22 protein-coding genes and 1 riboswitch are annotated in these 25720 nt (G+C 68.1%); of the genes, 14 read left to right on the top strand and 8 right to left on the bottom strand.

Annotated features, from left to right (window positions below):
* Positions 1 to 23: 23 nt before the first annotated feature.
* The 3 genes from QMZ26_RS06770 to QMZ26_RS06760 form a co-directional block, all read right to left on the bottom strand.
* Positions 24 to 1040 (bottom strand): 3-oxoacyl-ACP synthase III, encoded by a 1017-nt coding sequence (locus QMZ26_RS06770; protein WP_200732287.1) that lies wholly within the window; start codon positions 1038 to 1040, stop codon positions 24 to 26.
* Positions 1041 to 1141: 101 nt separating this feature from the next.
* Positions 1142 to 1459, bottom strand: coding sequence for a DUF4156 domain-containing protein (locus QMZ26_RS06765; RefSeq protein WP_079224785.1), 318 nt, complete (start codon positions 1457 to 1459; stop codon positions 1142 to 1144).
* A 195-nt stretch (positions 1460 to 1654) separates the two neighbouring features.
* The gene (locus QMZ26_RS06760) at positions 1655 to 4504 is read right to left on the bottom strand and encodes a pitrilysin family protein (RefSeq protein ID WP_200732286.1); all 2850 of its coding nucleotides are present in this window, start codon (positions 4502 to 4504) and stop codon (positions 1655 to 1657) included.
* Positions 4505 to 4909: 405 nt separating this feature from the next.
* Here QMZ26_RS06760 and QMZ26_RS06755 point away from each other — a divergent pair, with 405 nt between their 5' ends.
* On the top strand, positions 4910 to 5386 hold the full coding sequence (locus tag QMZ26_RS06755) for a hypothetical protein (protein WP_283220978.1): 477 nt from the start codon (positions 4910 to 4912) through the stop codon (positions 5384 to 5386).
* A 70-nt stretch (positions 5387 to 5456) separates the two neighbouring features.
* The gene (locus tag QMZ26_RS06750) at positions 5457 to 5936 is read left to right on the top strand and encodes a tRNA (cytidine(34)-2'-O)-methyltransferase (RefSeq protein WP_079224780.1); all 480 of its coding nucleotides are present in this window, start codon (positions 5457 to 5459) and stop codon (positions 5934 to 5936) included.
* Positions 5937 to 6035: 99 nt separating this feature from the next.
* Here the strand turns inward: QMZ26_RS06750 and QMZ26_RS06745 are convergent, their stop codons facing one another.
* Positions 6036 to 7199, bottom strand: a complete 1164-nt coding sequence (locus QMZ26_RS06745; RefSeq protein ID WP_108747742.1) for an acyl-CoA dehydrogenase family protein — start codon at positions 7197 to 7199, stop codon at positions 6036 to 6038.
* Between the two features lie 223 nt (positions 7200 to 7422).
* On the opposite strand from QMZ26_RS06745, the gene QMZ26_RS06740 reads away from it, so the two are divergent.
* Both QMZ26_RS06740 and QMZ26_RS06735 read left to right on the top strand, forming a co-directional pair.
* Positions 7423 to 9099, top strand: coding sequence for an electron transfer flavoprotein-ubiquinone oxidoreductase (locus QMZ26_RS06740; RefSeq protein WP_283220977.1), 1677 nt, complete (start codon positions 7423 to 7425; stop codon positions 9097 to 9099).
* A gap of 65 nt (positions 9100 to 9164) precedes the next feature.
* Positions 9165 to 9578, top strand: coding sequence for a c-type cytochrome (locus tag QMZ26_RS06735; protein ID WP_283220976.1), 414 nt, complete (start codon positions 9165 to 9167; stop codon positions 9576 to 9578).
* A gap of 8 nt (positions 9579 to 9586) precedes the next feature.
* Here the strand turns inward: QMZ26_RS06735 and QMZ26_RS06730 are convergent, their stop codons facing one another.
* Positions 9587 to 13195 carry a transporter substrate-binding domain-containing protein gene (locus QMZ26_RS06730; RefSeq protein WP_283220975.1) on the bottom strand — a complete coding sequence of 1203 codons (3609 nt, stop codon included), beginning with the start codon at positions 13193 to 13195 and terminating at the stop codon, positions 9587 to 9589.
* A gap of 76 nt (positions 13196 to 13271) precedes the next feature.
* Here QMZ26_RS06730 and QMZ26_RS06725 point away from each other — a divergent pair, with 76 nt between their 5' ends.
* The 5 genes from QMZ26_RS06725 (at position 13272) to pnuC (ending at position 18813) form a co-directional block, all read left to right on the top strand.
* Positions 13272 to 13910: a response regulator gene (locus tag QMZ26_RS06725; RefSeq protein ID WP_108757972.1), complete on the top strand. Its 639-nt coding sequence runs from the start codon at positions 13272 to 13274 to the stop codon at positions 13908 to 13910.
* A gap of 189 nt (positions 13911 to 14099) precedes the next feature.
* Positions 14100 to 14471, top strand: coding sequence for a glycine zipper 2TM domain-containing protein (locus tag QMZ26_RS06720; RefSeq protein ID WP_079224772.1), 372 nt, complete (start codon positions 14100 to 14102; stop codon positions 14469 to 14471).
* A 141-nt stretch (positions 14472 to 14612) separates the two neighbouring features.
* Positions 14613 to 15740, top strand: a complete 1128-nt coding sequence (locus QMZ26_RS06715) for a phosphotransferase (protein ID WP_283220974.1) — start codon at positions 14613 to 14615, stop codon at positions 15738 to 15740.
* Between the two features lie 146 nt (positions 15741 to 15886).
* Positions 15887 to 15981: riboswitch (TPP riboswitch) on the top strand.
* Between the two features lie 70 nt (positions 15982 to 16051).
* Positions 16052 to 18241 (top strand): TonB-dependent siderophore receptor, encoded by a 2190-nt coding sequence (locus tag QMZ26_RS06710; protein ID WP_283220973.1) that lies wholly within the window; start codon positions 16052 to 16054, stop codon positions 18239 to 18241.
* 8 nt (positions 18242 to 18249) lie between these two features.
* Positions 18250 to 18813, top strand: a complete 564-nt coding sequence (gene pnuC / locus QMZ26_RS06705; protein WP_079225464.1) for a nicotinamide riboside transporter PnuC — start codon at positions 18250 to 18252, stop codon at positions 18811 to 18813.
* 110 nt (positions 18814 to 18923) lie between these two features.
* Here the strand turns inward: pnuC and QMZ26_RS06700 are convergent, their stop codons facing one another.
* A complete protein-coding gene (locus tag QMZ26_RS06700; protein WP_283220972.1) occupies positions 18924 to 19898 on the bottom strand; it encodes a Dyp-type peroxidase in 975 nt (324 codons plus the stop codon).
* A gap of 263 nt (positions 19899 to 20161) precedes the next feature.
* On the opposite strand from QMZ26_RS06700, the gene QMZ26_RS06695 reads away from it, so the two are divergent.
* From QMZ26_RS06695 to QMZ26_RS06680, 4 genes are all read left to right on the top strand, one after another.
* A complete protein-coding gene (locus QMZ26_RS06695; RefSeq protein ID WP_283220971.1) occupies positions 20162 to 20893 on the top strand; it encodes a hypothetical protein in 732 nt (243 codons plus the stop codon).
* A 12-nt stretch (positions 20894 to 20905) separates the two neighbouring features.
* Positions 20906 to 21409, top strand: a complete 504-nt coding sequence (locus QMZ26_RS06690; protein WP_283220970.1) for a sigma-70 family RNA polymerase sigma factor — start codon at positions 20906 to 20908, stop codon at positions 21407 to 21409.
* A complete protein-coding gene (locus QMZ26_RS06685) occupies positions 21406 to 22008 on the top strand; it encodes a hypothetical protein (RefSeq protein WP_283220969.1) in 603 nt (200 codons plus the stop codon). The genes QMZ26_RS06690 and QMZ26_RS06685 overlap by 4 nt, the downstream gene beginning before the upstream one ends.
* 135 nt (positions 22009 to 22143) lie before the next feature.
* Positions 22144 to 23061 (top strand): DUF6624 domain-containing protein, encoded by a 918-nt coding sequence (locus tag QMZ26_RS06680; RefSeq protein WP_283220968.1) that lies wholly within the window; start codon positions 22144 to 22146, stop codon positions 23059 to 23061.
* 2 nt (positions 23062 to 23063) lie between these two features.
* Here QMZ26_RS06680 and QMZ26_RS06675 read toward each other — a convergent pair whose 3' ends face one another.
* A complete protein-coding gene (locus QMZ26_RS06675) occupies positions 23064 to 23684 on the bottom strand; it encodes a TetR/AcrR family transcriptional regulator (RefSeq protein ID WP_283220967.1) in 621 nt (206 codons plus the stop codon).
* A gap of 126 nt (positions 23685 to 23810) precedes the next feature.
* Here QMZ26_RS06675 and QMZ26_RS06670 point away from each other — a divergent pair, with 126 nt between their 5' ends.
* Positions 23811 to 25058 carry an aldehyde reductase gene (locus QMZ26_RS06670; RefSeq protein ID WP_283220966.1) on the top strand — a complete coding sequence of 416 codons (1248 nt, stop codon included), beginning with the start codon at positions 23811 to 23813 and terminating at the stop codon, positions 25056 to 25058.
* On the opposite strand, the gene QMZ26_RS06665 is transcribed toward QMZ26_RS06670, so the two are convergent.
* Positions 24941 to 25516 carry an Ax21 family protein gene (locus QMZ26_RS06665; RefSeq protein WP_079224758.1) on the bottom strand — a complete coding sequence of 192 codons (576 nt, stop codon included), beginning with the start codon at positions 25514 to 25516 and terminating at the stop codon, positions 24941 to 24943. The genes QMZ26_RS06670 and QMZ26_RS06665 overlap by 118 nt on opposite strands.
* Between the last annotated feature and the right edge of the window lie 204 nt (positions 25517 to 25720).

The following is a 25720-nucleotide window of genomic DNA, read 5'->3' as shown; positions in this document are numbered from 1 at the left end:
TGGGCTCGGCTCTACAGGGAGTCTTACCAGACCACTTCAGCCATCGAGCAGTTCAGGCCCGAGCCGATGCCGAGCAGCGCGATGCGATCGCCCTTCTTCAGCTTGCCCAGCTGCTTGAGCTTGCTCAGCACGATCGGCACCGAGGCCGGGCCGATGTTGCCGTGCTCGCCGAAGATGGTCATGACCTTCTTCGGGTCGATGCCGAAGTTCTTGATGAACGCGGCGGTGTGCGGCTGGCTGACCTGGTGGATGACGAACTGGTCCAGTTCCTCCACGGCCCAGCCGAGGGCGATCCTGGCGGCGGCAAAGGTCTTCTGCGCCAGCTTGATGCCTTCGATCAGCAGCAGGCGGGTGTCGGTGACCATGCGGTCCAGGTTTCCCAGGCACAGCTGGTTCCACTCGGTGGCCGAGCGGGTCACGCCACCCTTGTAGCGCGGGGCGTCGGGCACCAGCTCCGAGCGCGCCATGACCATGGCGGCGGCACCCGAACCGGTGGTCAGGGCGGCCAGCTCGTTGCGGAAGTCGTCGGCGGTGACGTCCGGGGCGGTCATGCGCTCCAGGGTCTTTTCGTACACCAGGTTGGCAGTCTCGCCGTCCACCACCAGCGCGTAGTCGATGTCACCGCGCTCGAGCATGCGTGCGGCGATATCCATGCCGTTGATGAAGGCCAGGCAGGCATTGGCGACGTCGAAGGTCATGCACTCGTCGCTGACGCCGAGGTTGCCGGAGACGATGGAGGCCGTGGACGGCTCCAGGTAGTCGCGGCTGACCGAGGTGTTGACCAGCAGGCCCACCTGGCCCGCGGTGATGCCGGCATCTTCCAGCGCCTTGCGGCCGGCCATGGTGGCGGCGTCGGAGGCGAGCACGCCGTTGTCCCACAGGCGGCGGGCGTGGATGCCGGCGATATCGCCGAGCACGTCGGTGCGGATGCCCAGGCGATCCAGCGTCGGCTGCAGCCGCTCGTTGATTTCCTTGGTCGTCAGCGTATGCGGCGCGTCGACGTGTGCCAGGCCGGCGATCGAGACATTCTTGAAGAGCATCGAAGTTAGCGCCAAGGCTCAGGCAAAAGGGGGCGCTATTCTATAACCCCCGGGCTTTCACCGCATCTTTACGAATTCAGCCTTGGCCGTATGGTCCCTGTTCAGCGCGGCGGGCACTGGAAGGCGGCGAAGCGCTGGCTGCCATCGGCGGGCGGCGCAGCGGCCTGGACGGCGTTGGCGCCGGCGCTGGGGGCCTCGTTGCGGGCCAGGGTTTCCAGCTCTTCCTGCACGCGCAGGGGGTTGCGGTTGTAGAAGCCGACCTTGCTCTTCACGGTGACCACGACCTCGCCCTTGGTGATGCAGCCGGCGGGCAGCGGGCCGGCCGGGAGCACGCGCACGGTCTTGCCGGCCGGTTCCATCGGCACCCAGGTGCAGGCGGTGACGGTGAGCAGCAGGGACGACAGCAGCAGAAAGCGCATGGGCAGATCCTGGAAGGGTATGGGGCGATTCTGCCTGAACCGCCTGAATCGGGGGTAGCCGGGGCCGGGCTGCGGTAGCGCCGGGCCATGCCCGGCGGTTCGTCGAAGACGTCCAGATCCCGCGCTACGCGCTCGCCGGGCATGGCCCGGCGCTACCACAGGAGGCCTGCCCGCCGGGGCGGGCAGGCACATCCCTTATTTCTTGACCGGGTTGCCTTCGGCATCGATCACGGTCACTTCGCCCAGCTTCAGCGCGCGCACGGCCGCTTCGGTCTGCTTGAGGTCACCCACCACCACCCAGGTCAGGCCCTGCGGCTTGATCTCGGTCGCGGCCTGCTGCACCTGCGCCGGGGTCATCGCCTCGATTTCGGCCTTGCGGCGCACCACGTAGTCATCCGGGCGCTTGAACTGCACGATCGCGCCGATGGTCGAGGCCACCGCGGCGGCGGTCTCGTAGGCGCCGGGCAGGCTCAGGGTCTGGATGTTGCGGATGCGGTTGACCTCGGCCTCGGTGGCCGGCTTGCTGCCATCGGCGAACTCGGCGATCTCCTTGCGCATTTCCGCCAGGGCCGGGCCGGTCTTGTCGATCTGCACCGGTGCCATGGCCATCCACGGGCGCTGGCCCACGGTGCTGCTGGCGCTGGTACGGGCACCATAGGACCAGTGCTTGTCCTCGCGCAGGTTCATGTTCAGGCGCGAGGTGAAGTCGCCGCCGAGCACGCCGTTGGCGATGTCGAAGCGGGTCGAGCCGGGGTCGCTGGACGGCGCCACGACCTGGCCGGCGAACAGGTTGGCCTGCACCGCACCGGGCTGGTCGATCAGGAACACGCGCGCGGCCTTGGGCACGGCCACGGCGGTGCTGGCCTTGATCACCGGGGCATCGCCGCTGGCCTTCCAGTCGCCCAGCTGCTTGTCCAGCAGCGGCACGATCTCAGCCAGGGTGGTGTCACCGACCACGATCAGGGTGCCGTCCTGCGGGCGCAGCCAGTCGCGGTGGAAGTCGACCAGGTCTTCGCGGCCCAGGCTGGTGATCGCCGCTTCATCACCGCTGCCGGTGAACGGAATGGCGTACGGGTGGCCCTTGCCGTACAGCAGCGGCGGCAGCACGCGCATGGCCACCGCGTTCGGGTTGACCTTCTCCTGCTTGATGCCAGCGATCCACGAAGCCTTCACCCGGTCGATCTCGCCCTGCTCGAAGCGCGGTTCGCGCAGCAGGTCGCGGTACAGCGCCAGCGACGGCACCAGGTTTTCCTTCAGCGCCGACAGGTCGACAGTCACCGAGTCCAGGCCGGCGCCCGCATCCAGGCTGGCGCCCAGCGCGTCGGCGGCATCGGCGAAGGCCAGCGAGCCCAGCTTGCCGGCGCCTTCGGTCATCAGGTTCATGGTGAAGTTGGCGGTGCCCGGCTTGCGGCCCTGGTCGGCAGTGAAGCCACCCGGGAACTGGTAGCTGAACTGCACCACCGGAATCTCGTGGCGCTCGGCCAGCACCACGGTGGTGCCGTTCTTCAGGGTGGCGCGCTGCAGCGCCGGGAACTTCAGCGCCGGGAACTCACGGGTCTGCGGCACGCCGGCCTTGCGGTCGACCTGCTCCGGCAGGGTGCTGTACTTCGTATCCACGGCCGGCACGTTGAACGGCTTCGGCGTGGCCGAGGCTTCTTCCTGCAGGGCGACACGTTCGCCGGGCTCGACCACCAGGGTGTGGCTGCCCTTGTCCAGCCACTGCGCGCCCACGCGCTTGAGGTCGGCGGCGGTGGCCTTGTCGATGTTGGCCAGCGAGGTGCGGAAGCAGCCCGGATCGCCGGTGTAGACCGCGCACTCGGCCAGCGCGTCGGCCTTGCCGCCGAAGCCACCGATGCGCTCGATGCCGCGGATGAAGCCGGCGCGGAAGCCGGTCTTGGCGCGCGACAGTTCGTCGGCGGTCGGGCCGTCCTTCAGCAGGCGCTCGATTTCCTCATCGATGATCTTCTCGACCTGGGCCGGGTCCTGGCCCTGCTTCACTGTGGCCATGACCATGAAGTTGGAGCCCAGCTGCGAGCCATAGGCACCGGCGCTGATGTTGTCCACCAGCTTGTCCTGGTGCTGCAGGCGCTGGCTCAGGCGCGAGGACTTGGCGCCGCCGAGGATCTGCCCCAGCAGCTGCAGCTGGTCGATGTCGGTGGTGCCGACCTGGGCCACGTTCCAGGCGCGGTAGATGCGCGCCTGCGGCACCTTGTCGGTCATTACTTCACGGGTGTCGGCATCGCGCTTGGCCACGTCCACCTTCGGCTGGGCCATGGTCGGGCCGGCCGGGATGCTGCCGAAGTACTTGGCGGCCTTTTCCTTGGCGGTGGCCAGGTCGATGTCGCCGGCCAGCACCAGCACCGCGTTGTTGGGGCCGTACCAGGTGCGGAACCAGGTCTTGACGTCATCCAGCGAGGCGGCGTTGAGGTCGTTCATCGAGCCGATGACGCTGTGGTGGTACGGGTGGCCAACCGGGTACAGCGAGCGGTTGATCTTTTCCCACACCTGGCCATAGGGCTGGTTCTCGCCCTGGCGCTTTTCGTTCTGCACCACGCCGCGCTGTTCGTCCAGCGCCGCCTGGTCGATGGCACCGACCAGGTGGCCCATGCGGTCCGATTCCATCCACAGCGCCATGTCCAGCGCGGTCGTGGGCACGTTCTCGAAGTAGTTGGTGCGGTCGGTGTTGGTGGTGCCGTTCTGGCCGGTGGCGCCGACCTGCTTGAAGGGCTCGAAGTACTCGCCGTCGTGGTTTTCGCTGCTCTGGAACATCAGGTGTTCGAACAGGTGGGCGAAACCGGTGCGGCCGGCCGGCTCGTCCTTGCTGCCCACGTGGTACCAGATGTTGACCGCGACGATCGGCGCCTTGCGGTCGGTATGCACGATCACGCGCAGGCCGTTGGGCAGGGTGAACTGCTCGAACGGGATATCGACCTTGGTGGCGGCGGCCGGCTTGGCCGCCAGTGCCGCGGTCGGCGCAAGCGTGCCGAGGGCGGTACTGAGGGCGACGGCCAGCAGCGCGGTGCGCGGGCGCAGGGCGAGAGACATTTCCGGGTCCTTGGTCACGTTGGTGAATCGCGATCCTAGCGCGCGGGCGCGGGGGCCGGTATCGGCCACCAGTCACTGGGGGTATCCGCCGCCCAGCGCCGTCAGGCCTGCCTTCCACACGGTCACGTGCGGCCGGATTCATCGTCCGGACAGTGTCCACGGCGGTTCGAACGGACAGGTGTCCGCCCCGCGGACACTCCAGACCGCCTACAAAACCCTTTGAAATCAATGATGTGAAGTTGGCACGGGGATTGCTTTGTTGTTCCTGCGCCAGGAAGGGCTTCAGATCCAAAATGACTGGATGCTGAACAAAAGAAGGAAATTGAAAATTTTCCTTGCATGCCCCGGATTGGTGTTCTACCTTACTACCACACCACTGCTCACCAACACTAAACAGGCCCCGTCATGAACGCCAAGACCATTGCCATCGCCATCGCCCTGATTGCCGGCACCGCGGTTGTTTCGTCGGTGCAGGCCTCCGAATCCATCAAGACCCTGTCCACCGTGCAGGTCCGCCCGGCCGCCGACCAGCTGGCCCAGCAGGCCTGGGAACAGGCCAGCGGCATCGTCACCCTCGCCACCGTGGAAGTGCGCCCCAGCGCCGACCAGCTGGCCGAGCGCGGCGGCTTCATCACCGCCCCGGTCGCCGCCGCCCTGCCGATCACCACCCTGGCGGCCGTCGAAGTGCGCCCGAGCCTGGAACAGCGCGTGGCCCTGGCCGCCGAGCTGGAAGCCGAGCGCTACGCCGCCACCCTGGCCGCCGCCGCCACCAGCGTCGCCAACCAGGTCATCACCAACCTGCCGGCCCTGCAGGTGCGCCCGAGTGCTGCCGACCTGCAGGCCCTGGCCACCGAAACCGCCCAGGTCCTGCTGCGCCCGTAAGCGGCGTCCGCCCTGCCCCGTGCAGGGCGTGCGCCGTAAAGGCGGCATCGGTCGCAGGTACACTGCAGCGATGAATGCCGCGCCCCTGTTCCACGTGATCCTGTTCCAACCGGAAATCCCGCCCAACACGGGCAATGTGATCCGGCTCTGCGCCAACACCGGCGCGCAGCTGCACCTGGTCGAACCGCTCGGGTTCGCACTGGAAGACAAGCAGCTCAAGCGCGCCGGGCTGGACTACCACGAGTATTCGCGCCTGCAGGTGCACCCCGACCTGGACACCGCGCTGGCGCGCATCGCGCCCAAGCGGCTGTTCGCCCTGAGTACCCGGGCCAGCGTGCGCTATGACAGCGTGGCGTTCGAAGAAGGCGATGCCTTCCTGTTCGGGCCGGAAAGCCGCGGCCTGCCGCAGGACCTGCTCGATGCCCTGCCCGAAGGCCGGCGCCTGCGCCTGCCGATGCGCCCGGACAACCGCAGCCTCAATCTGTCCAATACCGTGGCCGTGGTGATGTACGAAGCCTGGCGCCAGCACGGGTTTGCCGGCGGCGCGTGAAAGGAAGCAGCCGAGCATGGGCTCGGCTCTACACGTACGCTGCTGTAGAGCCGAGCCCGCGCTCGGCTCCCCGGTATCACGTCCGGAAACCGGATACCTTCAGAACGCGCTGATCCCGGTCAGCTCGCGGCCGATCACCAGCTGGTGCACGGTCTCGGTGCCTTCATAGGTGATCACCGATTCCAGGTTCAGCGCATGCCGTATCGCCACGTGTTCGGTGGTGATGCCGGCGCCGCCGAGCAGGTCACGGCATTCGCGGGCGATATCAATGGCCATGCGGCAGTTGTTCCACTTGGCCAGGCTGACCTGCTGCGGCTGCAGCTGCCCCGCTTCCTTCAGCCGGCCCAGCTGCAGGGCCAGCAGCTGTGCGGTGGTGATCCGGCGGGCCATCTCGGCCAGCTTGATCTGCGCACTCTGGGTGGCAGCCAGCGGGCGGCCGAACAGCACGCGCTCCTTGGCATAGCCCAGCGCTTCATCCAGGCAGGCGATGGCCGAACCGATCGGGCCCCAGCTGATGCCGAAGCGGGCCTGGGTCAGGCAGCCCAGCGGGCCCTTCAACCCCTTCACGTTCGGCAGGCGGTGGCTGTCGGGCACGCGCACGTCATCGAAGTACAACGCACCGGTGAGCGAGGCGCGCAGGCTCATCTTGTGCTTGATTTCCTGGGTGGTGAAGCCGGCCATGCCCTTTTCCAGCACGAAGCCCTGGATGCCGTCCTCGGTCTGCGCCCAGACGATGGCCAGGTCGGCCACCGGGCCGCTGGTGATCCACATCTTGCTGCCGCTGATGCGCCAGTCGCTGCCATCGCGCACCGCGCGGGTCTTCATGCTGGCCGGGTCCGAGCCACCGTGGGCCTCGGTCAGGCCGAAGCAGCCGATCAGTTCGCCGCGGGCCATCGCCGGCAGCCACTGGCGGCGCTGTTCCTCGCTGCCGTAGGCGTAGATGGGGTACATGCACAGCGAGCTCTGCACCGACACGAAGCTGCGCAGGCCGGAATCGCCGCGCTCAAGTTCCTGGCAGATCAGGCCGTAGCTGACCGCGCCCAGGTCGCCGCCGCCGTACTCGGCCGGCAGCGTCGCGCCGAGCAGGCCCAGCGCCGCCACTTCCGGCACCAGCTCCTCGGGGAAGCGGGCCTGGTCGAAGGCATCGCCGATGATGGGCAGCACGCGCTCGTTGGTGAAGCGGGCCACGCTGTCCTGCACCGCGCGCTCTTCCTCGCTGAGCAGGGAACGGACATCGAACAGATCGTACGGATGCAAAGCCATGGCACTCACGCGCAGTCAGGACCCGGCCATTGTCGGTCATCCGGGGCCGGGACATTACGCTGCGCTGCAGCAATCATGCGGTGAACGGCGTCTATCTAGCTCGATCACGCGCGTCCCGGTACCCTGACACATTCAAACAACCGTTTCGCTCGTGGCCGCACGCGCGATTCCCAGGCACCGCCGGTGGCCCCGATGCCGGCCCTACCCACGAGTCATGCAATCGATGAGCGCTGAAGCCAACGCCCTGCCCCCGCGTGAAGTAATGGAATTCGACGTGGTGATCGTCGGTGCCGGCCCGGCCGGCCTGGCCACCGCGATCCGCCTGCGCCAGCGCGCGGTGGAAGCCGGCCGCGAGCTGTCGGTGTGCGTGCTGGAAAAGGGCTCCGAGCCGGGCGCGCACGTGCTGTCCGGTGCGGTGATGGACCCGCGCGCGCTGACCGAGCTGTTCCCGGACTGGGCCGAGCGCGGTGCGCCGCTGAAGCAGAAGGTCACCCGCGACGAATTCCTGTTCCTCAGCGAGACCGGCGCGCGCAGCACGCCGCATGCACTGCTGCCGGAGTGCTTCCACAACGACGGCAACTACATCATCAGCCTGGGCGAAGTGACCCGCTGGCTGGCGCAGCAGGCCGAGGCGCTGGAAGTGGCGATCTTCCCCGGCTTCGCCGCCGCCGAAGTGCTGTATGGCGACAACGGCGAAGTGATCGGCGTGGCCACCGGCGACATGGGCATCGAGAAGGACGGCACCATCGGTCCGGCCTTCGAACGCGGCATGGCCCTGCATGCGAAGTACACGATCTTCGGCGAAGGCGCGCGCGGCCACCTCGGCCGCCAGCTGATCGCGCGCTACAAGCTCGATGAAGGCAAGGACCCGCAGGCTTACGGCATCGGCATCAAGGAGCTGTGGCAGATCGACCCGGCCAAGCATGAGCCGGGCCTGGTGGTGCACGCCGCCGGCTGGCCGCTGGACAACGACACCTATGGCGGCGCGTTCCTGTACCACGCCGACGGCGGCAAGGTCGCCATCGGCTACGTGGTCGGCCTGGACTACAAGAACCCGTGGCTGAGCCCGTTCGAGGAATTCCAGCGCTTCAAGACCCACCCGTCCATCCGCAAGCACCTGGAAGGCGGCACCCGCATCGGCTACGGCGCCCGCGCCATCACCGCCGGTGGCCTGATGTCGCTGCCGAAGACGGTGTTCCCCGGTGGCGCGCTGGTCGGCTGCGAGGCCGGCTACCTCAACGTCAGCCGCATCAAGGGCAGCCACGCCGCGATCAAGACCGGCATGCTGTGTGCCGATGCAGCCTTCGACGCGCTGGCCGCCGACCGCCAGCACGATGAACTGGACGCCTACCCGAAGGCCTTCGAAGCCAGCTGGCTGCACGCCGAGCTGCAGCAGGCCAAGAACTTCAAGCAGTGGTTCAAGAAGGGCCAGACCGTGGCCACGCTGATGACCGGCATCGAGCAGTGGCTGCTGCCCAAGCTGGGCGTGCGCAACCCGCCGTGGACCCTGCGCCACAGCACCCCGGACCACGCCTGCCTGGAACCGGCGGCCAAGCACACGCGCATCGCCTACCCCAAGCCCGACGGCGTGCTGACCTTCGATCGTCTCAGCTCGGTGTTCCTGAGCAGCACCAACCACGACGAGAACCAGCCCAGCCACCTGACGCTGAAGGACGCCAGCGTGCCGGTGCAGGTGAACCTGGCCGAGTACGCCGGCCCGGAAGCGCGCTACTGCCCGGCCGGTGTCTACGAGTTCGTCGGCGAAGGCGATGGCGCGCGGCTGCAGATCAACGCGCAGAACTGCGTGCACTGCAAGACCTGCGACATCAAGGACCCCACCCAGAACATCGTCTGGGTGACCCCGCAGGGCGGCGGCGGACCGAACTACTCGGGCATGTGAGGCTGCCGGGCTGCGACCGCATGTCGCAGCCCGCTGCTGCGGGCACACCGTTATCCTGCCCGCCCATGCGCGCCTGCCTGCCCCTGCTGCTGACCCTCGCCCTGGCCACCACGGCCTGCCAGCGCACGCCGTCGGCACCGCTGACGCCCGAACAGGTGCGCCTGCAGGCCCAGCAGCAGGCCTTCGAGATCTGTGCGGGCTGCCACACGGTCAACGCCGGTGGCATCCACCGCTTCGGCCCCAACCTGCACGGGGTCATCGGCCGCCGCGCCGGCAGCCTGCCCGATTACGCCTATTCCGATGGCATGCGCCGCGCCGGTTTCGTGTGGAGCGCGCAGACGCTGGATACCTTCCTGCAGTCGCCCACCCACGTGGTGCCGGGCACGCGCATGTACAACGCCTTCCCCAGCCCCGAACGCCGCGCGCTGGTGATTGCCTTCCTGCAGGAGCAGGCCGCGCAGCCACCGGCCCCGCGGTAACCGGCGGCTCAGGGGGCCAGGCGCTGCAGCTGCTGCTGCAGGTGCTGCACGAACGCGCCCACCTGCTGCAGCGCCGGAGCCGCGTCGGTATCGCTGGCCTGCTGCAGCTGCTGTTCCAGCGCCGCCGCGCGCTCGGCCAGGCCACGTGCGCCCACCGCACCCAGCGCGCCGGCCATGCGGTGCAGCTGCTGGATCGCACCGGCGCGGTCCGCTTCGCCCAGCGCGCGCTGCAGCTGCGCGATGTCCGCCGTACTGGCCTGCAGCAGGCTGTCGCGCAGCTGGGTGGCCACCTGCAGTGAGCCGAAGCGCTGCTGCAGGGCGGCCAGGTCAGGCAGTTCCGCTGTCTCCGGCACCTCTGCAGCGGGCGCCGGCGCGGCGTCCGCCACCTCCACCTGCAGTGCCGCCGCCTGTGGCAGCCAGCGCAGCAGCGCCTGCCGCAGCGTGGCCAGCGACAGCGGCTTGGCCAGCACGTCGTCCATGCCGGACTCGCGGCAACGCCGTGCATCATCGCTGACCACGCTGGCGGTCAATGCCAGGATCGGCAGGCGCGGCTGGCCGTTGCGGCTTTCGCGCTCGCGCAGCAGGCGGGCGAAGGCAAAGCCATCCAGCACCGGCATGCGGCAATCGGTGATGACCAGGTCGAAGGGCTCGGCCGACAGGCGGTCCAGCGCCTGCTGGCCGTCGTCCACCAGCGCATGCGGTACGCCCAGCTGCTGCAGGCGCCAGGCCATCATCGCCTGGTTGGTGGGGTGGTCCTCCACCACCAGCACGCGCGCCTCGCGCAGCGCCGGTGGCAGCAGCGCGGTCTGTTCCTGTTCGGACAGCAGCGCCTGCACGTCATCGGCGCGCGCCTCCACCAGCGACAGCAGCACGTCCACCCGCGTGCCCTGGCCCAGCACGCTCTGCAGGGAAATGTCACCGCCCATCTTCTGCACCAGCCGGTGGCAGATGCTCAGGCCCAGGCCGGTACCGCCGTGTTCGCGCTGGATGTGCGCGCCGGCCTGGGCAAACGGCGCGAACAGGTGCGGGATCTGCGCCTCGGCGATGCCGATGCCGGTGTCCGACACGCTCAGCCGCAGCGGCTGGCCGCCCTCTGCGGTGCTGGCCCCGAGGACATCCACCTGCAGGCGCACGCTGCCCTGCGCGGTGAACTTGATGGCGTTGCTGAGCAGGTTGAAGATGATCTGCCGCAGGCGCACGCCATCGACCTCGTGCGCCTGTGCCAGCCGCGGGTCGATCTCCACCTGCAGGTCCAGGCCGCGCGCGGTGGCCTGCGCCGACAGCAGGCTGCACACGCTTTCCAGCAGCGGCCGCAGCGGCGTCGGTACCGGCGCCAGCGGCAGCGCATCGGCCTCCATGCGCGAGTAGTCGAGGATGTCATCGAGGATCTGCCGCAGCATCTGCGCCGAATCTTCGATCACCCCGATGATGCGCTTCTGTTCCTGGTCCAGCGGCGAGTGCGAGAGCACTTCCAGCATGCCCAGCACGCCGCTCATCGGCGTGCGGATCTCGTGGCTCATGGTGGCCAGGAAGCGCGACTTGGCTTCCACCGCCTGTTCCGCCTCGCGGGTGGCCGCGGCCAGCGCATCGGCCTGCGCGCGTGCCTCGCTCACATCCACCCAGTAGCCGCTCCAGGTCACCGCGCCGGCCTCGGCCGAATAAGGGTGGGCTTCGGTGCGCACCCAGCAGGGGGGCAGGCCCACGGGCTGCACGCGGAATTCCAGCGCGAGCGGGGCGAAGTTGCGCTTGGCGACCTCGATCGTGCGCATCAGGTGCTCGCGGTCCGCTTCATCGATGCAGGCCAGCAGCGCGCCGGCATCGGCCATCGCCGTATCGCCGGTGATGCCGAACAGGGGCTGCATGTCGCCCGCGATGAACGGAAAACTGAGCCGGCCGCGGGCATCATGGCGGGCCTGGTAGACCACCGCCGGCAGGTTGTCACTCACCTCCGCCAGGCGCTGCTCGACGTCACGGCGGACGGCCACTTCACGGCGCAGGCGCATGTAGCCGATCGCATGCACCACTGCACCGGTCAGCAGCACCAGCAGGATGGGCAGGCTCCAGCCCATGCCACCATGCAGCGCGAACCCGTGACGGGCATCGGTGGCGAGCAGCTGATCGCGCAGCGCCTGCTTCTCGTCCTCCCCCATCTGCAGCAGCAGGCGGTCGAAGACCGTGGCCAGGGCGGCATGGTCGCGATCCACCGCCAGCGCCATCTGGTCGTTGAAGCCGGCCGGCGCCGCAATCTGCAGGTGCCCGCTGAAGCGGCTGCGCAGCAGGTGATCGACCAGCGAAAGATTGCCGACATAGACGTCGGCATCGCCGGCCTCCAGGCGCTGCAGGGCCTGTTCGGCGCTGCGCGCAGCGATGATCCTGGCATCGGGGGCTTCCTGCAGCACCCGCGCCCGCAGCCTGTCCGGGTCGGACAACAGCACGCGCTTGCCGCGCAGATCCCCCAGGCCCAGCACCGGCGGCCCGTTGATGGCTGACACGATCACATTGGGAACGGTGAGATAGGGCTGGCTGAAGATCCAGTCCGGCCCCAGGTAATGCGAGTCGTTGGGAATGCCCATCACCGCATTGAGCTCGCCGCGGCGGGCCTTCTCGCGGGCGTCGTACCAATCGTGGCTGTCTTCGACGTCCAGCGTGGCCCCCGCCGCCTCCAGGCGCTGCAGGAACTGGCCTGCCAGCCCGCCCGGCTGCCGGTACCGGTCGGCGAACGACAGCGGCGGCGCATTGGGCGGGTAGGCGATCTTCACCCGCTGCTGGAGGACCTGCTTCTCGGCCTGGCTCAGGGCCAGCTGTGCCGACGCGGACCATTGCGGCGTGGGCAGCCAGTGCCGTGCGAAGGCATCGCGCTGTGCCTGGCTGGTACCGGCCAGGGCTACATCCAGTGCGTCGGCCAAGGGCTGCTTCACCGCGGGGACGGCGAAGTGCAGCCGCTCCGGCGGCAGATCGCTGGGGCGCAGCAGCACCACCCCCTGCAGCGACGAGCGCGCAATCAGCGCGGTCGCGACGTAGGCATTGCCGATGAAGACATCGGCCTTGTCGTCTTTGACCATCTGGAGGGCCGCAGATGTATCGTCCGCGACAATCTGGCGCGCCCGCGGGTACCGGGCCCGGATCTGCGGCCCGGTGAGGAAATCGCGCTCGATCACCACGCGCAGATCGTCCAGGTCGGGGTTGCTCGACGAACGCAGATCCCCCGCGCGGCCTACCAGCGCCAAGGGCGCTTCGGCGTAGGCGGCGGTCGAGACCAGGCAGTTCGCGCGGTCGGCGTTGAGGGCGACGTTCATCACCACGTCGATTTCGCCGCGGCACGCCGCATCCAGCACGGCACTCCAGTCCGGGTATTGGCGCGCTTCAACCTTCACACCCAGTTGACGTGCGAAAAGCGACAGATAATCTGGGCCCAGTCCTACCTGTTGACCGTCCTTGAGTGATTCGAACGGGGGCCAGCCACTGTCATACTGGCCGACGACGATGACCGGATGTGCGGCAAGGTAGGCGCGATCCTGCGGACTGAGCAGCAATGCCCCGGGTGCCGCCTGCGCCAGCGCGCACAGGCCCAGCAGCCCCAGCAGGAAGGCCCATCCACGTACTGCCCGGTTCCGCATCTGCGACGTTCTCCCAGAAACCCGCCGGGTACCGTGCAGCTCGCGGCCGGCACCGCCTGAAAGGCCATACTAGAGCATGACCTTGCGCATCATCATCGCAGACGACCACCCGGTAGTACGCATCGGCACCCGTGCCGTGATCGAATCCAGCGGCGTGGGCCGGGTCGTCGGCGAAGCGGAAAGCGTGCAGGCCCTGATGGCCGTGCTGGCCAGCCAGCCCTGCGACATGCTGGTGACCGACTACTCGATGCCCGGCAGCGCGCAGGCCGATGGCTTCGCGATGATCGGCATGATCCGCCGGCGCTACCCCGACCTGCCGGTGCTGATGCTGAGCGTGTCCAACAACCTGGCCATCCTGCGCATGGTGCTGGACAGCGGCGTGCTCGGCCTGGTCGACAAGGGCTCGTCGATGGACGAACTGCCGCAGGCCATCCAGACGGTGTATCGCGGCCAGCCCTACATCAGCCGCAGCCTGCGCGAGCGGGTGGAGGAAGCGGGCAGCTGGCGCATGCGCGAGGGCGATGGCAAGCCGCTGTCGCCACGCGAAGTGGAAGTGCTGCGCCTGCTGGGCACCGGGATGACGGTGAAGGAAATTTCCGTGCAGCTGCACAAGAGCGTCAGCACCATCAGCCGGCAGAAGGGCGATGCGATGCTCAAGCTGGGGCTGAAGGGCGACGCCGAGCTGTTCGACTACCTGCGTGACGGCAAAATCTGAATCCTTCCCCTCTGGCGATTGAACTTTCAGGCAGGCTTCATGCCGTTTGACGCTAGATGAATGCGCACGCCGCACGGTGTCCACGCGCAATGTTCCGACAATGTTGGAAGCCCAGCGTGGACATCACGGCAGCCGGGGCGCCCCCGCCCTCCCTGCCCACCGTGGCATGCCCAGACAGGAGAACCGAACATGATCAGTACGTCCGCAATCAGCTTCCGTGGCCTGGCGATGGCGCTTGCCCTGCTGGCCGGCGTGGCCGTGGTCAGCGATGCCAGCGCGATGTCGAGGAAGGACAAGCGCACCGTGGTCGGTGCGGTGGTGGGCGGCGTGGCCGGCCATCTGATCTCCAACGGTGACCCGACCGCGACCGTCGGCGGCGCCGTGGCAGGTGGTGCGATCGGCAACCTGACCACCAAGGACCACCACGACCGCCGCTACGACCGTCGCTATGACAACCGTCGTTACGACCGCGGCTACAACCGTGGTTACAGCCGCGGCTACCACGACCGTGGCCATGACCGCCGCCATTACCACGACCGTGGCCGTCATCGCGGCTGGTAAGCGCAGCATTCCCTGGTGATCCAGGCAACGGGCAGGTCGCTGACCTGCCCGTTTTCGTTCGCCGCCCGCCGGTTGCGTCCGCCGCGCCCATGGCGTTGAATGCGCAGCCTTGGTGATTCCTTTCCGGGCAGCGGCTGCGGCATGACTTCTTCCCCCCATCGCGTGCAGGGCCTCAACAACGACAAGGTCGCTGCCGACTGGCCGGCGATCAGCGCCGACGAAGTCGCGTGGCTGCGCACCCGGTACCCGGCGCTGGCGGCGGACAGCACGCTGCACTGGCACAGCCCGCGCCCGCTGTCGACGGCGGCGATCATCGAAGGCGCGATGGGCCGGGTGTTCATCAAGCGCCACCACCACAGCGTGCGCAGCGCCGCCTGCCTGCAGGAAGAACACCACTTCATCGCCCACCTGGCCGCACACGGCGTGCCGGTGGTGCAGGTCCTGGCCGCCGCCGACGGCGCGACGGCGGTCGAGCACGGGCCGTGGACCTATGAACTGCATGCGGCCGGTGCCGGCGCGGACCTGTACCGCGACGCGGTGTCGTGGTCGCTGCTGACCGACAGCGCGCAGGCGCGGCAGGCCGGGCGCATGCTGGCGCGCCTGCACCAGGCGTCGGCCAGCTACGCGGCGCCCCAGCGCAGCACCCACATCCTGGTGGCGCGCGATGACCTGATCCGCGCCGATGACCCCATTGCCGCGCTGCAGGCCGACCTGCCACACCGGCCTGGGCTGGCCCGCTACCTGGCGCGCATTCCCTGGCAGGCGCAGCTGCGCGCCGACGTGCTGCCCTGGCATGCGGGCCTGGCGGCGCGCCTGCGTGATGAGCCACGGCTGTGGGCCCACAACGACTGGCACGTCTCCAACCTGCTGTGGGATGCCGACGGCGCGGTGGCCACCGTGCTGGATTTCGGCCTGGCCTCGCCCACCAGCGCGCTGTTCGACCTGGCCACGGCCATCGAGCGCAATGCGGTGGCCTGGCTGGAACTGGAGCGTGGTTCCGACGCCGTGCGCATCGACATCGCCCTGGCCCTGCTGCAGGGCTACCGCGAGGTGCTGCCACTGTCGGCCGCGCGCGTGCAGCTGCTGGCCGACCTGCTGCCGATGGTCCATTTCGACTTCGCACTGTCCGAAGTGGAGTATTTCGAAGGCATCACCGGCTCCACCGCCAATGCCGACGTGGCGTGGCAGCCGTTCATGCTGGGGCATCCGGCATGGTTCCACTCGAAGGCCGGCCAGGCCTTGCTGCAGGCGCTGCGCGCGGCCGCGTGAGGTCAGGTGCAGGGGTCGGATCCCTTCCCAACGGGAAGGGCTCTGACCCCATTCCCGGCGGGCACGGCGTCGGGGTCGGAGCCCTTTCCTGCGGAAAGGGATCCGACCCCTGGCTCGCAAATCGCCGGCATTTGTAGTGAAATGGTCACCTGAAGCGGGGGTGCCTGGATTGCCAGGCTGAGAGAGTCCCTTGGAACCTGATCCGGTTTGCACCGGCGTAGGGAGCTTTGAGCAGCAGTCGCACCCCCGGTCCGGGCAGGTGCGTCCGTGCGCCGTCGCTTCGTCTCCCTTGCTGTCAGAAGACGAACCGAATGAACCGCTGCCTGCGCCCCACCCTGCTCGCCCTCGCCCTCTGCGCCGCCCTGCCGCTGCACGCCAGCGCAGCCGAGGCGTCGCCCGACGCGGCCGCCCCCGGCGCCGAACGCACGCCGACCGAACTGGCCGCCGTGCGCGTGCAGGCCGGCAAACCCGCCGGCGATACCTCGCGCGCCAATGCCTTCGGTGGCGGCAGCTGGCAGGACACGCCGGCCTCGGTGAACGTGTTGGACCGCGACTACCTCGACCGCCGCCAGGTGCGTTCGCTGTCCGAGCTGGCCAGCAACGATGCGTCGCTGGGCGATGCCTACGCGCCGGTCGGCTACTACCAGAACATCGCCATCCGCGGCTTCGCCCTGGATGCCGCCACTGGTTACCGCTTCAACGGCCTGGCCATCGCCGGCGAACAGCGCCTGGCGCTGGAGAACGTGCAGGAGGTGCAGATCCTCAAGGGTGAAGCGGGCCTGGCCGCCGGCGTGATGGCTCCGGGCGGCATCATCAACTACGTGGGCAAGCGCCCGGCCGAAGTGCGCACCGTCACCCTCGGCACCGATTCGGAAGGCTCGCGCTATGTCGCCGCGGATATCGGCCACTGGATCACGCCGCGGTTTGGCGTGCGCCTCAATGCCGCCTGGGATGCCAGCAATTCCTACGTCGAGCACGCCGATGGCAACCGCAACTTCTACTCGCTGGCGGCGGACTGGCTGATCGGCGAACGCGGCAAGCTGGAAGTGGATGCCAACTACCAGACCAGCACGCAGCGCTCGGTGTCCGGCTACCAGCTGCTGGGCGCCAGCGAGCTGCCGCGCGGCGTCGACCGCAAGCACCTGCTGGGCTACCAGCCGTGGCAGCGGCCGGTGGATATCGCCAGCACCAATATCACCGCGCTGCACACCTACGATTTCAACGAGCGCTGGCAGTCGCGCGTGTCGGTGGGCTACAGCCGCTCGGTCATCGATGACAACGTGGCCTTCGCCTATGGCTGCTACTACACCGCGCAGTGCGCCGATGGCAGCACGCCGGGCAACTACTTCGCGCCCAATGGCGACTACGACATCTACGACTACCGCAGCCCGGACGACACCCGCCGCAACCAGCAGGCGCGCGCCGAACTGCGCGGCCGCTTCGACACCGGCAGCATCAGCCACGAACTGACCGTCGGCGCCGACCATTTCCGCCGCACCGTCGACCGCCGCCCCAGCGTCAACGAGTACGTGGGCAGCGCCAACATCCACGACGCACAGGTGCCGGTGTACGCGCCCTCGCCGCTGCAGCCCGGCCCCTCCGCACGCCGCCTCGACAGCCGCCAGACGTCCGTGTTCGCGCTGGACCGCATCAGCCTCGGCGATGACTGGCAGTGGCTGGCCGGTGGCCGCTTCGTGCGCCTGGACGAGCGTGCCAACGACAAGCGCGGCACCCCGCAGCGGCAGAGCCGCCTGTCGCGCTTCCTGCCGCAGACCGCGCTGGTGTGGAAGGCCAATGACCAGCTCAACGTCTACGGCAGCTACGTGCGCGGCATCTCGCTGGGCCAGGAGGCCCCGTTCTGGACCTCCAATGCCGATGAATTCCTGCCGTCGGTGCAGTCGCGGCAGCTGGAAGTGGGCGTGAAGTACGTGCCGGCCGACACACTGACCGTGGGCGCGGCACTGTTCCGCATCTCCCAGCCGTATCAGTTCGCCCAGCCGGACGACAGCGAGGCCGGCTACACCTTCGTGCAGCAGGGCACGCAGACCCACACCGGCCTGGAGCTGACCGCCAACGGCCAACTGACCGATGCCCTGCAGATCGTGGCCAGTGCCAGCGTGCTGCAGGCGCGTGCGCGCGATGCCGGCACGCCGGCCTATGAAGGCCACCAGCTGGTGAACGTGCCCAAGGTGCGCGCCAGCGTGCACCTGGCCTATGCGCTGCCCTTCGTGCAGGGCCTGGACGTGACCGGCGGCTGGCGCTATGCCTCCTCCAACGTCGCCCGCGCCGATGGTGGCGTGCGCGCGCCGGACTACTCGGTGTTCGACGCCGGCCTGCGCTTCCAGCATCGTCTGCATGAGCGTGCCGTGACCTGGAACCTGTCGGTGGACAACGTGTTCAACCGCTTCTACTGGCGCGATACCGGCAGCAGCGGTGGTGATTACTACCTGTTCCCCGGCGCACCGCGGCAGGCCCGCCTGTCGGTGACGTTCGCGCTGTGAGCGGCGTCCTGCTCGAGTGGACCGCAGCGCTGTGCAGCGTGCTCGGCGTCTGGCTGATGGCCCGGCGGCGGCTGGTGGCGTGGCCGGTGGGCCTGCTGTCGGTGGCGCTGTACGGCCTGGTGTTCGCCGAGGCCAAGCTGTACTCGGACACGCTGCTGCAGGTCGCCTTCGGCGGCTTCCTGGTCTATGGCTGGATCAATTGGCGCCAGCATGCTGCCGACGAGGGCAGCATCCGCATCGTGCCGCTGGCGCGCGGCAAGGCGTTGCGCGACCTGGCCATCGGCCTGTGCGGTGGCATCGCCCTGGGCACCGCCATGCACACCTTCACCGATGCGGCGCTGCCGTGGCTGGATGCGATGTTGACCGCGCTCAGCCTGGTCGGCCAGTGGTGGCAGGCGCGCCGCCATGTGGCGTGCTGGTGGGTGTGGATCGCGGTGGACGTGGTCTATGTGGGCGCGTACCTGTTCAAGTCGCTGCACGTGACCGCGGCGCTGTACGTGTTCTTCCTGGGCCTGGCCGCATTCGGCCTGCGCGCGTGGAGCGCTGCGGCGCGCGAGCAGGAGCTTCGGTAGTCGCCAACCTTGGTTGGCGTGCTTCTGCCAACCAAGGTTGGCATCTACCGGACGCTCATCCACGCATGGCGTGGCTCTACTGGACATGGCCTTCACGCGTGGCGTGAGGGTCAGTCGCCCAGGTCGGCCAGCACCTTGCGCGAGGGCGCGAAGAAGGTGACGCCGGTGGTGGCGGTGGAGAAATCCAGGATGCGGTCGTGCAGCGGCGCGGGGTTGCCGATGAACATGCGCTCGAGCATCTGCTCGATCACCCACAAGCGGCGCGTGTAACCGATGAAGTAGGTGCCGTACTCGCCGCGGCCCGGGTTGGCGAAGGGCATGTTGTCGCGCAGGATCTCGTGCTCGCCATCGGCATCCTCGATGGTGCAGAGCGTCTTGTGCGATTTCTGCGCGTCGGCCGGGGCATCGTCCAGTTCGATGTTGTCGTGCTTGGTGCGGCCGATGATGGCCTCCTGCGCCTCGGTCTTCTGGGCACGCCAGGCATCGAGGTTGTGCAGGTACTTCTGCACCACCACGTAACTGCCGCCGGCATGCTCGGGGTCTTCGTCGCCGACGATGGTGGCTTCGGGCAGCGACAGCCCTTCCGGGTTGGCCGTGCCATCGACGAAGTCCAGCAGGTCACGGCCATCGAAGTAGCGGAAGCCGGCCACGTCATCGACCGTTTCCACCGCATCGCCGAAGGCCATCAGCAGGTTGCGCTCGAAGGCCACGATCAGGTCCATCGTGCGCGCACGCACGTGGTACAGCAGGTCACCCGGGGTGGACACGGCGGTATGCGTGGCGCCCTTGATCTCGCGGAACGGCTTCAGCTCGCGCGGCGGCGCGGTGCCCACCAACGGCTCCCACACGCGGTGGCCGATGGCCACGTTGCAGGTGAAGGTGCGCTCGATATCGCGGATGGCGGTGTTCTTGATCAGGTCGTCGGTGCTGCCCAGCACCTCGCGCACCTTGGCGATGGAACCGGCATCGTCCTTCACCTTCAGCACCAGGAACGCGGCCGAGTGGGTCAACGGCGCGGTGATCTGCTGCGGCTCGTTGTCGAGGGTGTGGTTGAGGGCGGTGATCGGTGCGGGCTGGGAATTCACGGTACATCCTGCTGGCGTGGGGCGGGCGCATCGCGCGCGGCGAAGTGCGGGCGATTCTAGCGGAAGCCCCCCTGCAGATGGTGGAGCTGCAGTAGAGCCACGCCATGCGTGGCTGAGGAGAGCATCCACGCATGACGTGGCGCTACCGAAGCGTTGGGTTCTCAGTTCGGCGCGGCCACACGGGTCGGCGTGATGCGGATCGATGTCAGGTTTTTTCCGCCGGCGGCGTCTTCAATCATCACTACACGCCGCTTGGAGCCCGCATGCACGCCCCGGACATCGCTGCCACCACCACTCAAGCAAGCCGCCGCTGGCCCACCGGTCGCCTCCTGCACTGGCTTGCGCGCAGCGCGGGCATGCTGCGGCGCGCACCGCTGCGGCTGTTCCTGCTGGTGCTGCTGCCGATGCTGGTGGAACTCATGCTGCAGCTGGGCGTGCCGGTCGTCGGCGTGGTGGTGTCCAAGCTGGTGGTTCCACTGGTATCGATGTGGGCCCTGCTGATGCTGGATCAGTTCGTCCGCGATGGGCGCTTCGCGCCGCTGCAGGCTGGCCGCCGGCTGCGTGCACGTCCCGCGACGGTCGCGGTACTGGCGCTGCTCTCGGCAGTGGTCTTCGCCGGCCAGGTGGCGATGGCCGGCGTGCTGGCCGGGCCTGCGGCCGCTGGTGCCTTCGCACTGGGTGACAGCGCGGTGCTGGCCGCCACATTCACTCGCCTGCAGATCGCCCTGGTACTGGCCAGCGGCCTGCCGCTGGGCATGCTGCTGCTGACCACCGTTCCGCGTGCACTGCTGGATGGCATGCCGGTGCTGGTGGCGTTGCGCGATAACCTGCGGCTCCTGCGTGAAGCCTGGCGCCCGCTGTGTGCCTACCTGCTGCTCAACGCGGTCCTGCTGTTCGCCCTGCCGTACCAGCCGTATCTGTTGCTGCCCCTGCTGCTGCTTGGCTACGTATCCTATTGGGTCTACCGCGACGCTTTCGCGGATGACATCGGCTGAGGAGCGGCACGGTTGGGTAACACGCAGTCCCTCGATATTGCCGTCGTGCTGCAGACGCACTGGCCGATGCTTGCGCGCATGGCAGGCAGCTACACGCGCGAGCCCGCACGCCGCGACGATCTGCTGCAGGAGATCAGCATCGCGCTGTGGCAGGCACTGCCACGCTGGCGTGGCGAAGGAGGCACGTTGCGCGCATTCATTGCGCGGGTGGCACACAACCGTGCGATGGATGCGCTGGCCAACGAGCGGCGGCACCGCGTCAGCAGCCTGGACGAACAGTTGCCGGATCCCGACGCCGATCCGCTGCAGCAGGCCGCACGTGCGCAGCAGCACGATGGTCTGCTGCAGGCAGTGCGTCAGCTTCCACTGGGCCTGCGCCAGGTGGTGCTGCTGGCACTGGAAGGCTTTTCACAGCGTGAGATCGGGCAGGTGCTGGGGGTGGAAGAGAACACCGTTGCCCAGCGCCTGAGCCGTGCACGCCGGCAACTGCGCGAACGTATGGGAGGGACGCGATGAATCCGGCAACCGACAGAGACGATTGGAGTGACCTGCAGGCGCTGTGGCAGCAGCAGCCCGACGTGCCTGCGGTGGATGTCGGCGCGCTGCAGCGCGAGGCCGAGCGTCGCAGCCGCTGGATACGCCTGCGGTCTGCGCTGGAACTGCTGGTTACCGTCGCGGCCGTGGGCAACTGCATCCGCGCCCTGCTCGACCCGCGCAAGCTGATCGCCCATGGGGTGCTCTGGGGCCTGATCGTGTTCATACTGGCCTTCGCTGGCTGGATTTTCGTGCAGCGCCGCCGGCAATGGCGTAGCCGCGGTCTTGCGCCGGCCGCACTGCTGGCTTTCGAGCGCCAGCGCGCGCACATCTCGATGCGGATCTGGCGGCTCAACATCTGGCTGTCACTGGCCGTCTGGATCGGACTCGTGTGGATCTCGCACACCGCGATGCAGGCCGGCCCCGACGTTCCAGGTGCACTGCCGCCCCAGACCTTGGCGCTGAACCTGTGGTTGAACGGCGCGGTCGTCGTGGTGGCAGCACTGGCCGGCGCCTGGGCTGGCCGACGCCGGCAGCGGCGGCTGGATAGGCTGGCTGACCTGGAAGCACAGCTGCAGTAGAGCCACGCCATGCGTGGATGGAAGGAAGCAGCCACGCGCGGCGTGGCTCTACAACCAAAGCGGCGAACACTGGCACACTGCAGGCTCCGGCAGCATGGCCTTGCCCATGCAACGCCCTTCATGGAGGAAGACCCGATGGCATCCATCCACGCATTCCGCCTGGCACCGGCACTGCTTGCACTGCTGGCTGCGGCCGGCAGCGCCCACGCGGCCGAAGCCGGTTCGTTCTTCGAGGCCCTGCAGCGCTATCAGGACGACGACGTCAAAGGCTGTGCCGATACGCTCGGCGCGATGTACCACAAGGGCGAGCGCTTCCCGGACGGCGGCGAGTTGTTGCTGGTCGAATGCACTGCCGCCGCCGGCGACCACGCCGCAGCGATGGCCTACGTCGTCGCGCTGCTGGGCCAGGACCGCCTGCCCCTCGACGACCTGCTGCACAAGGATCGCCCCGGCCTGAATGCCCTGCGTGCCGAACCGGCGTGGCCACAGATGCTGGCGCGGGCCGAAGCGATGCAGACGCAGCGTGCCGCACAGATGGACGAACCGTTGCGCAAGGAACTGCTCGACCGCGAAGCGCGTGACCAGGCCGCGCAGCATGCGGCGATTGCGGCTGGCGGCGGCGAGGCCTTCAAGAGCACCCTGCCCGTAGCCAAGGCCAATGCAGAGTGGCTGAAGACCGTGATCGCCGAGAAGGGCTGGCCAACCCGTTCAAAGGTCGGCGGCGATGGCGCCAAGGCAGCCTGGCTGCTGGTGCAGCACGCCGACCAGGACCCTGGATTCCAGGCCCAGGTGCTGCCATTGATCGAACACGCCGCCAAGGCAGATGAGGCCGACCGTGCCGACGTGGCCCTGCTCACCGACCGCGTGCTGGTGGCGCAGGGCAAGCCGCAGCGTTACGGCAGCCAGTTCGTGCAGGGCGACGACGGCGCGATGCAGTTGCGCCCTACCGAGGACATGCCCGGCCTGGACGCGCGGCGCAGCGCCATGGGCCTGCCGTCACTGGCCGAGTACAAGGCCATCCTCGCCGAAAGTTACGGCAAGCCGGTGAACTGATCCTACGGCCCGGATGCGGGCCGCTGGATCAGGCGCTCGAACACCGTGCCCAGCAGCTCGGCCAGCTCATCCTCGTCGGCATGGGCGAGGGCCGGCAACGCGATCATCTGCCGCATCACCTGGAAGCCGGAAATCATCGCCAGGATGAGCGCGGCGCGCGCGGCGCGCTCGGCCCGCTGCGTGCCCTGCAGCGAGGCGGCTACCGTTTTCAGGTGGTGCGCGGCGATCTTGTCGCGGCCGATCTCCGCTGCCAGCGGGCTGGATGCGGAATGGAAAGTGATCAGGAAGCCATCCATGGGCGTGGCGTCGGCGCGGGTCATCTTCACCAGCGCGCGCGCCAGCGCCTTGCCCGGTTCCGGCTGGTCCATGATGCCGCCGGCAATCAGGCTGCCCTGGGTCATGGTGTCCTCCACCACCTCCGCGAACAGCTGCTCCTTTGAACCGAAGTAGCGGTTGACCATCATCGCCGTCACCCCGGCGCCGGCGGCGATTTCACGCACGCCGGCGCCGTCATAGCCGGACTGGGCGAAGGCCCGGCGGGCAGAGACCAGGATCGCCTCGCGGGTGGCTTCGGCATCACGTTGGCGGGGCTTGCTGGCAGACGGTGCGGCGGGCGTGTTCATGCGTTAAGTATACAGCTGTAGACAATGGCAGGCAACGCATGTATACAGCTGTAGACATAGCCGCCTGCACCGCCGGATCCCCGTCGGGGGTGGCTTGCCCATCCCCCACGTATCTGGAGAGTTCCCATGAAAACGACCGTCCTGGTGACCGGTGGTACCGGCTTCATCGCCCAGCACTGCATCCTGGCCCTGCTCGCGGCCGGCTACGACGTCCGCACCACGGTGCGCTCGCTGTCACGCGAGGCGGAGGTGCGCCAGCAGCTGAAGGTCGGCGGCGCCGAGCCGGGCGATCGCCTCAGCTTCGTGGTGGCCGACCTCGGCCGCGACGAGGGCTGGGCCGAAGCCGTTGCGGGTTGCAGCCATGTGATGCATGGCGCCTCGCCCACGCCCACCGGCGAACAGACCCGCGAGGAGCAATGGGTGCGCCCGGCCGTGGACGGCAACCTGCGCGTGCTGCGTGCCGCGCGCGATGCCGGCGTGCAGCGGGTGGTGCTGACCTCGGCCTTCGGTGCCATCTGCGCCGGCCACGGCGACATCGGCCGGCCCTTCAATGAGACCGACTGGAGCGATCTGTCCGGCGATGTCTGGCTGTACCAGAAGTCCAAGACCCTGTCCGAGCGCGCTGCGTGGGACTTCATTGCGCGCGAGGGCAATGGCCTGCAGCTGTCGGTGGTCAATCCCACCGCCGTGCTCGGCCCGGTGCTGGGCGGCGACTACTCACATTCCATCCGCCTGGTGCGCAACCTGCTGCAGGGCCAGAAGGGGTCGCCGAAGATCAACTGCGGCTTCGTCGATGTCCGCGACGTGGCCGACCTGCACCTGCGCGCAATGACCCACCCGGCCGCCAATGGCGAGCGCTTCATCGCCATCGCCGGCGACAGCCTGTGGCTGGGTGAAGTGGCGCAGGTCCTGAAGCAGCGCCTGGGTGCGGCCGCCGACAAGGTCAGCACGCGGGTCATCCCCAACTGGGTGGTACGCCTGGGTGCGCTGAAGGACCCAGCGCTGCGTGGTTCGGTGCCGCTGCTGGGCCGCACGATGAACGCCACCAGCGAAAAGGCGCAGCGCCTGCTGGGCTGGGCACCGCGTTCGCGCGAGGACGCCATCGTGGCCACGGCCGAGAGCCTGCTGCGGCTGGGCCTGGTGGAAGCCCAACCGTCATCCACAAAAAAGAAGCCCGGCGCAAGGCCGGGCTTCGGTGGCGTGTGGGAGAGAGAGAGAGCACACGCCGGTAACACGCTTTTACTGCACTGCTGTTCTTACCAGGTGAAGCGCGGGCCCACGAACCACTCGCGGTCGCCGGCCTTGGCCAGCTTCACTTCGCCGCTCAGGCCCCAGTTCGGGGTGAACTTGGCGGTGGCGCCGACGCGGCCGTAGAACTCGCCTTCCGGGTTGATGCCGTGCTTCTTGCTGTAATCCTCGTAGCCGGCCAGCGCGTAGCCTTCCAGGTTCGGGGTAAAGGCAGTGCGCAGGCCCACTTCGGTGGAGTAGCCGTTGAAGTCCAGGCCGTGCTTCATGTCGAACTTCTGGTACGCAACACGAGCCACCAGGTCGGTGTTCGGTGCGATGCCGTAGTTGTAGCCGGCGCCGATGCGCCACTGGTCAACGTCGTTCTTGAAGGTGTCGGTTTCCTGCTTGCTGTAATCAGCGAAGACCGAGAAGTTCGGGTGCACCGCAACCGAGCCCTTGACGCCCCAGCCATCGGCGTCGCCGCCCTTGGCATCGGTGTTCACGTAACCGCCTTCAACGTAGTTGTACGACAGGCCATCGGCAGCCGATGCAGCGAACGGCAGGGCAGCCAGCAGACCCAGGGCAAGCAGCGAATTCTTGTTCATCGGGACACACCTTTAATTATTTTTGGTTTCGCCGGCCGCCTCCCCGGGAGAGGCAGAGAAGAGAGAAGAGGCGGTCGACAGGTGTGAATTATCCGTTTACTGATGAAATCGACCCTGAATATTGAACTGACCAGTACATGAATGAAGTTGCTGTTCAGGGAACTCTGTCGAGGCCGTGTAGCGCCGCCATTTCCCCAATGCCCG

This window comes from Stenotrophomonas sp. PFBMAA-4 (genome assembly GCF_030053215.1).
Lineage (GTDB): Bacteria > Pseudomonadota > Gammaproteobacteria > Xanthomonadales > Xanthomonadaceae > Stenotrophomonas.
Note: the sequence above shows the minus strand (reverse complement) of the source record. Positions and strands in the feature narration are given on the sequence as shown.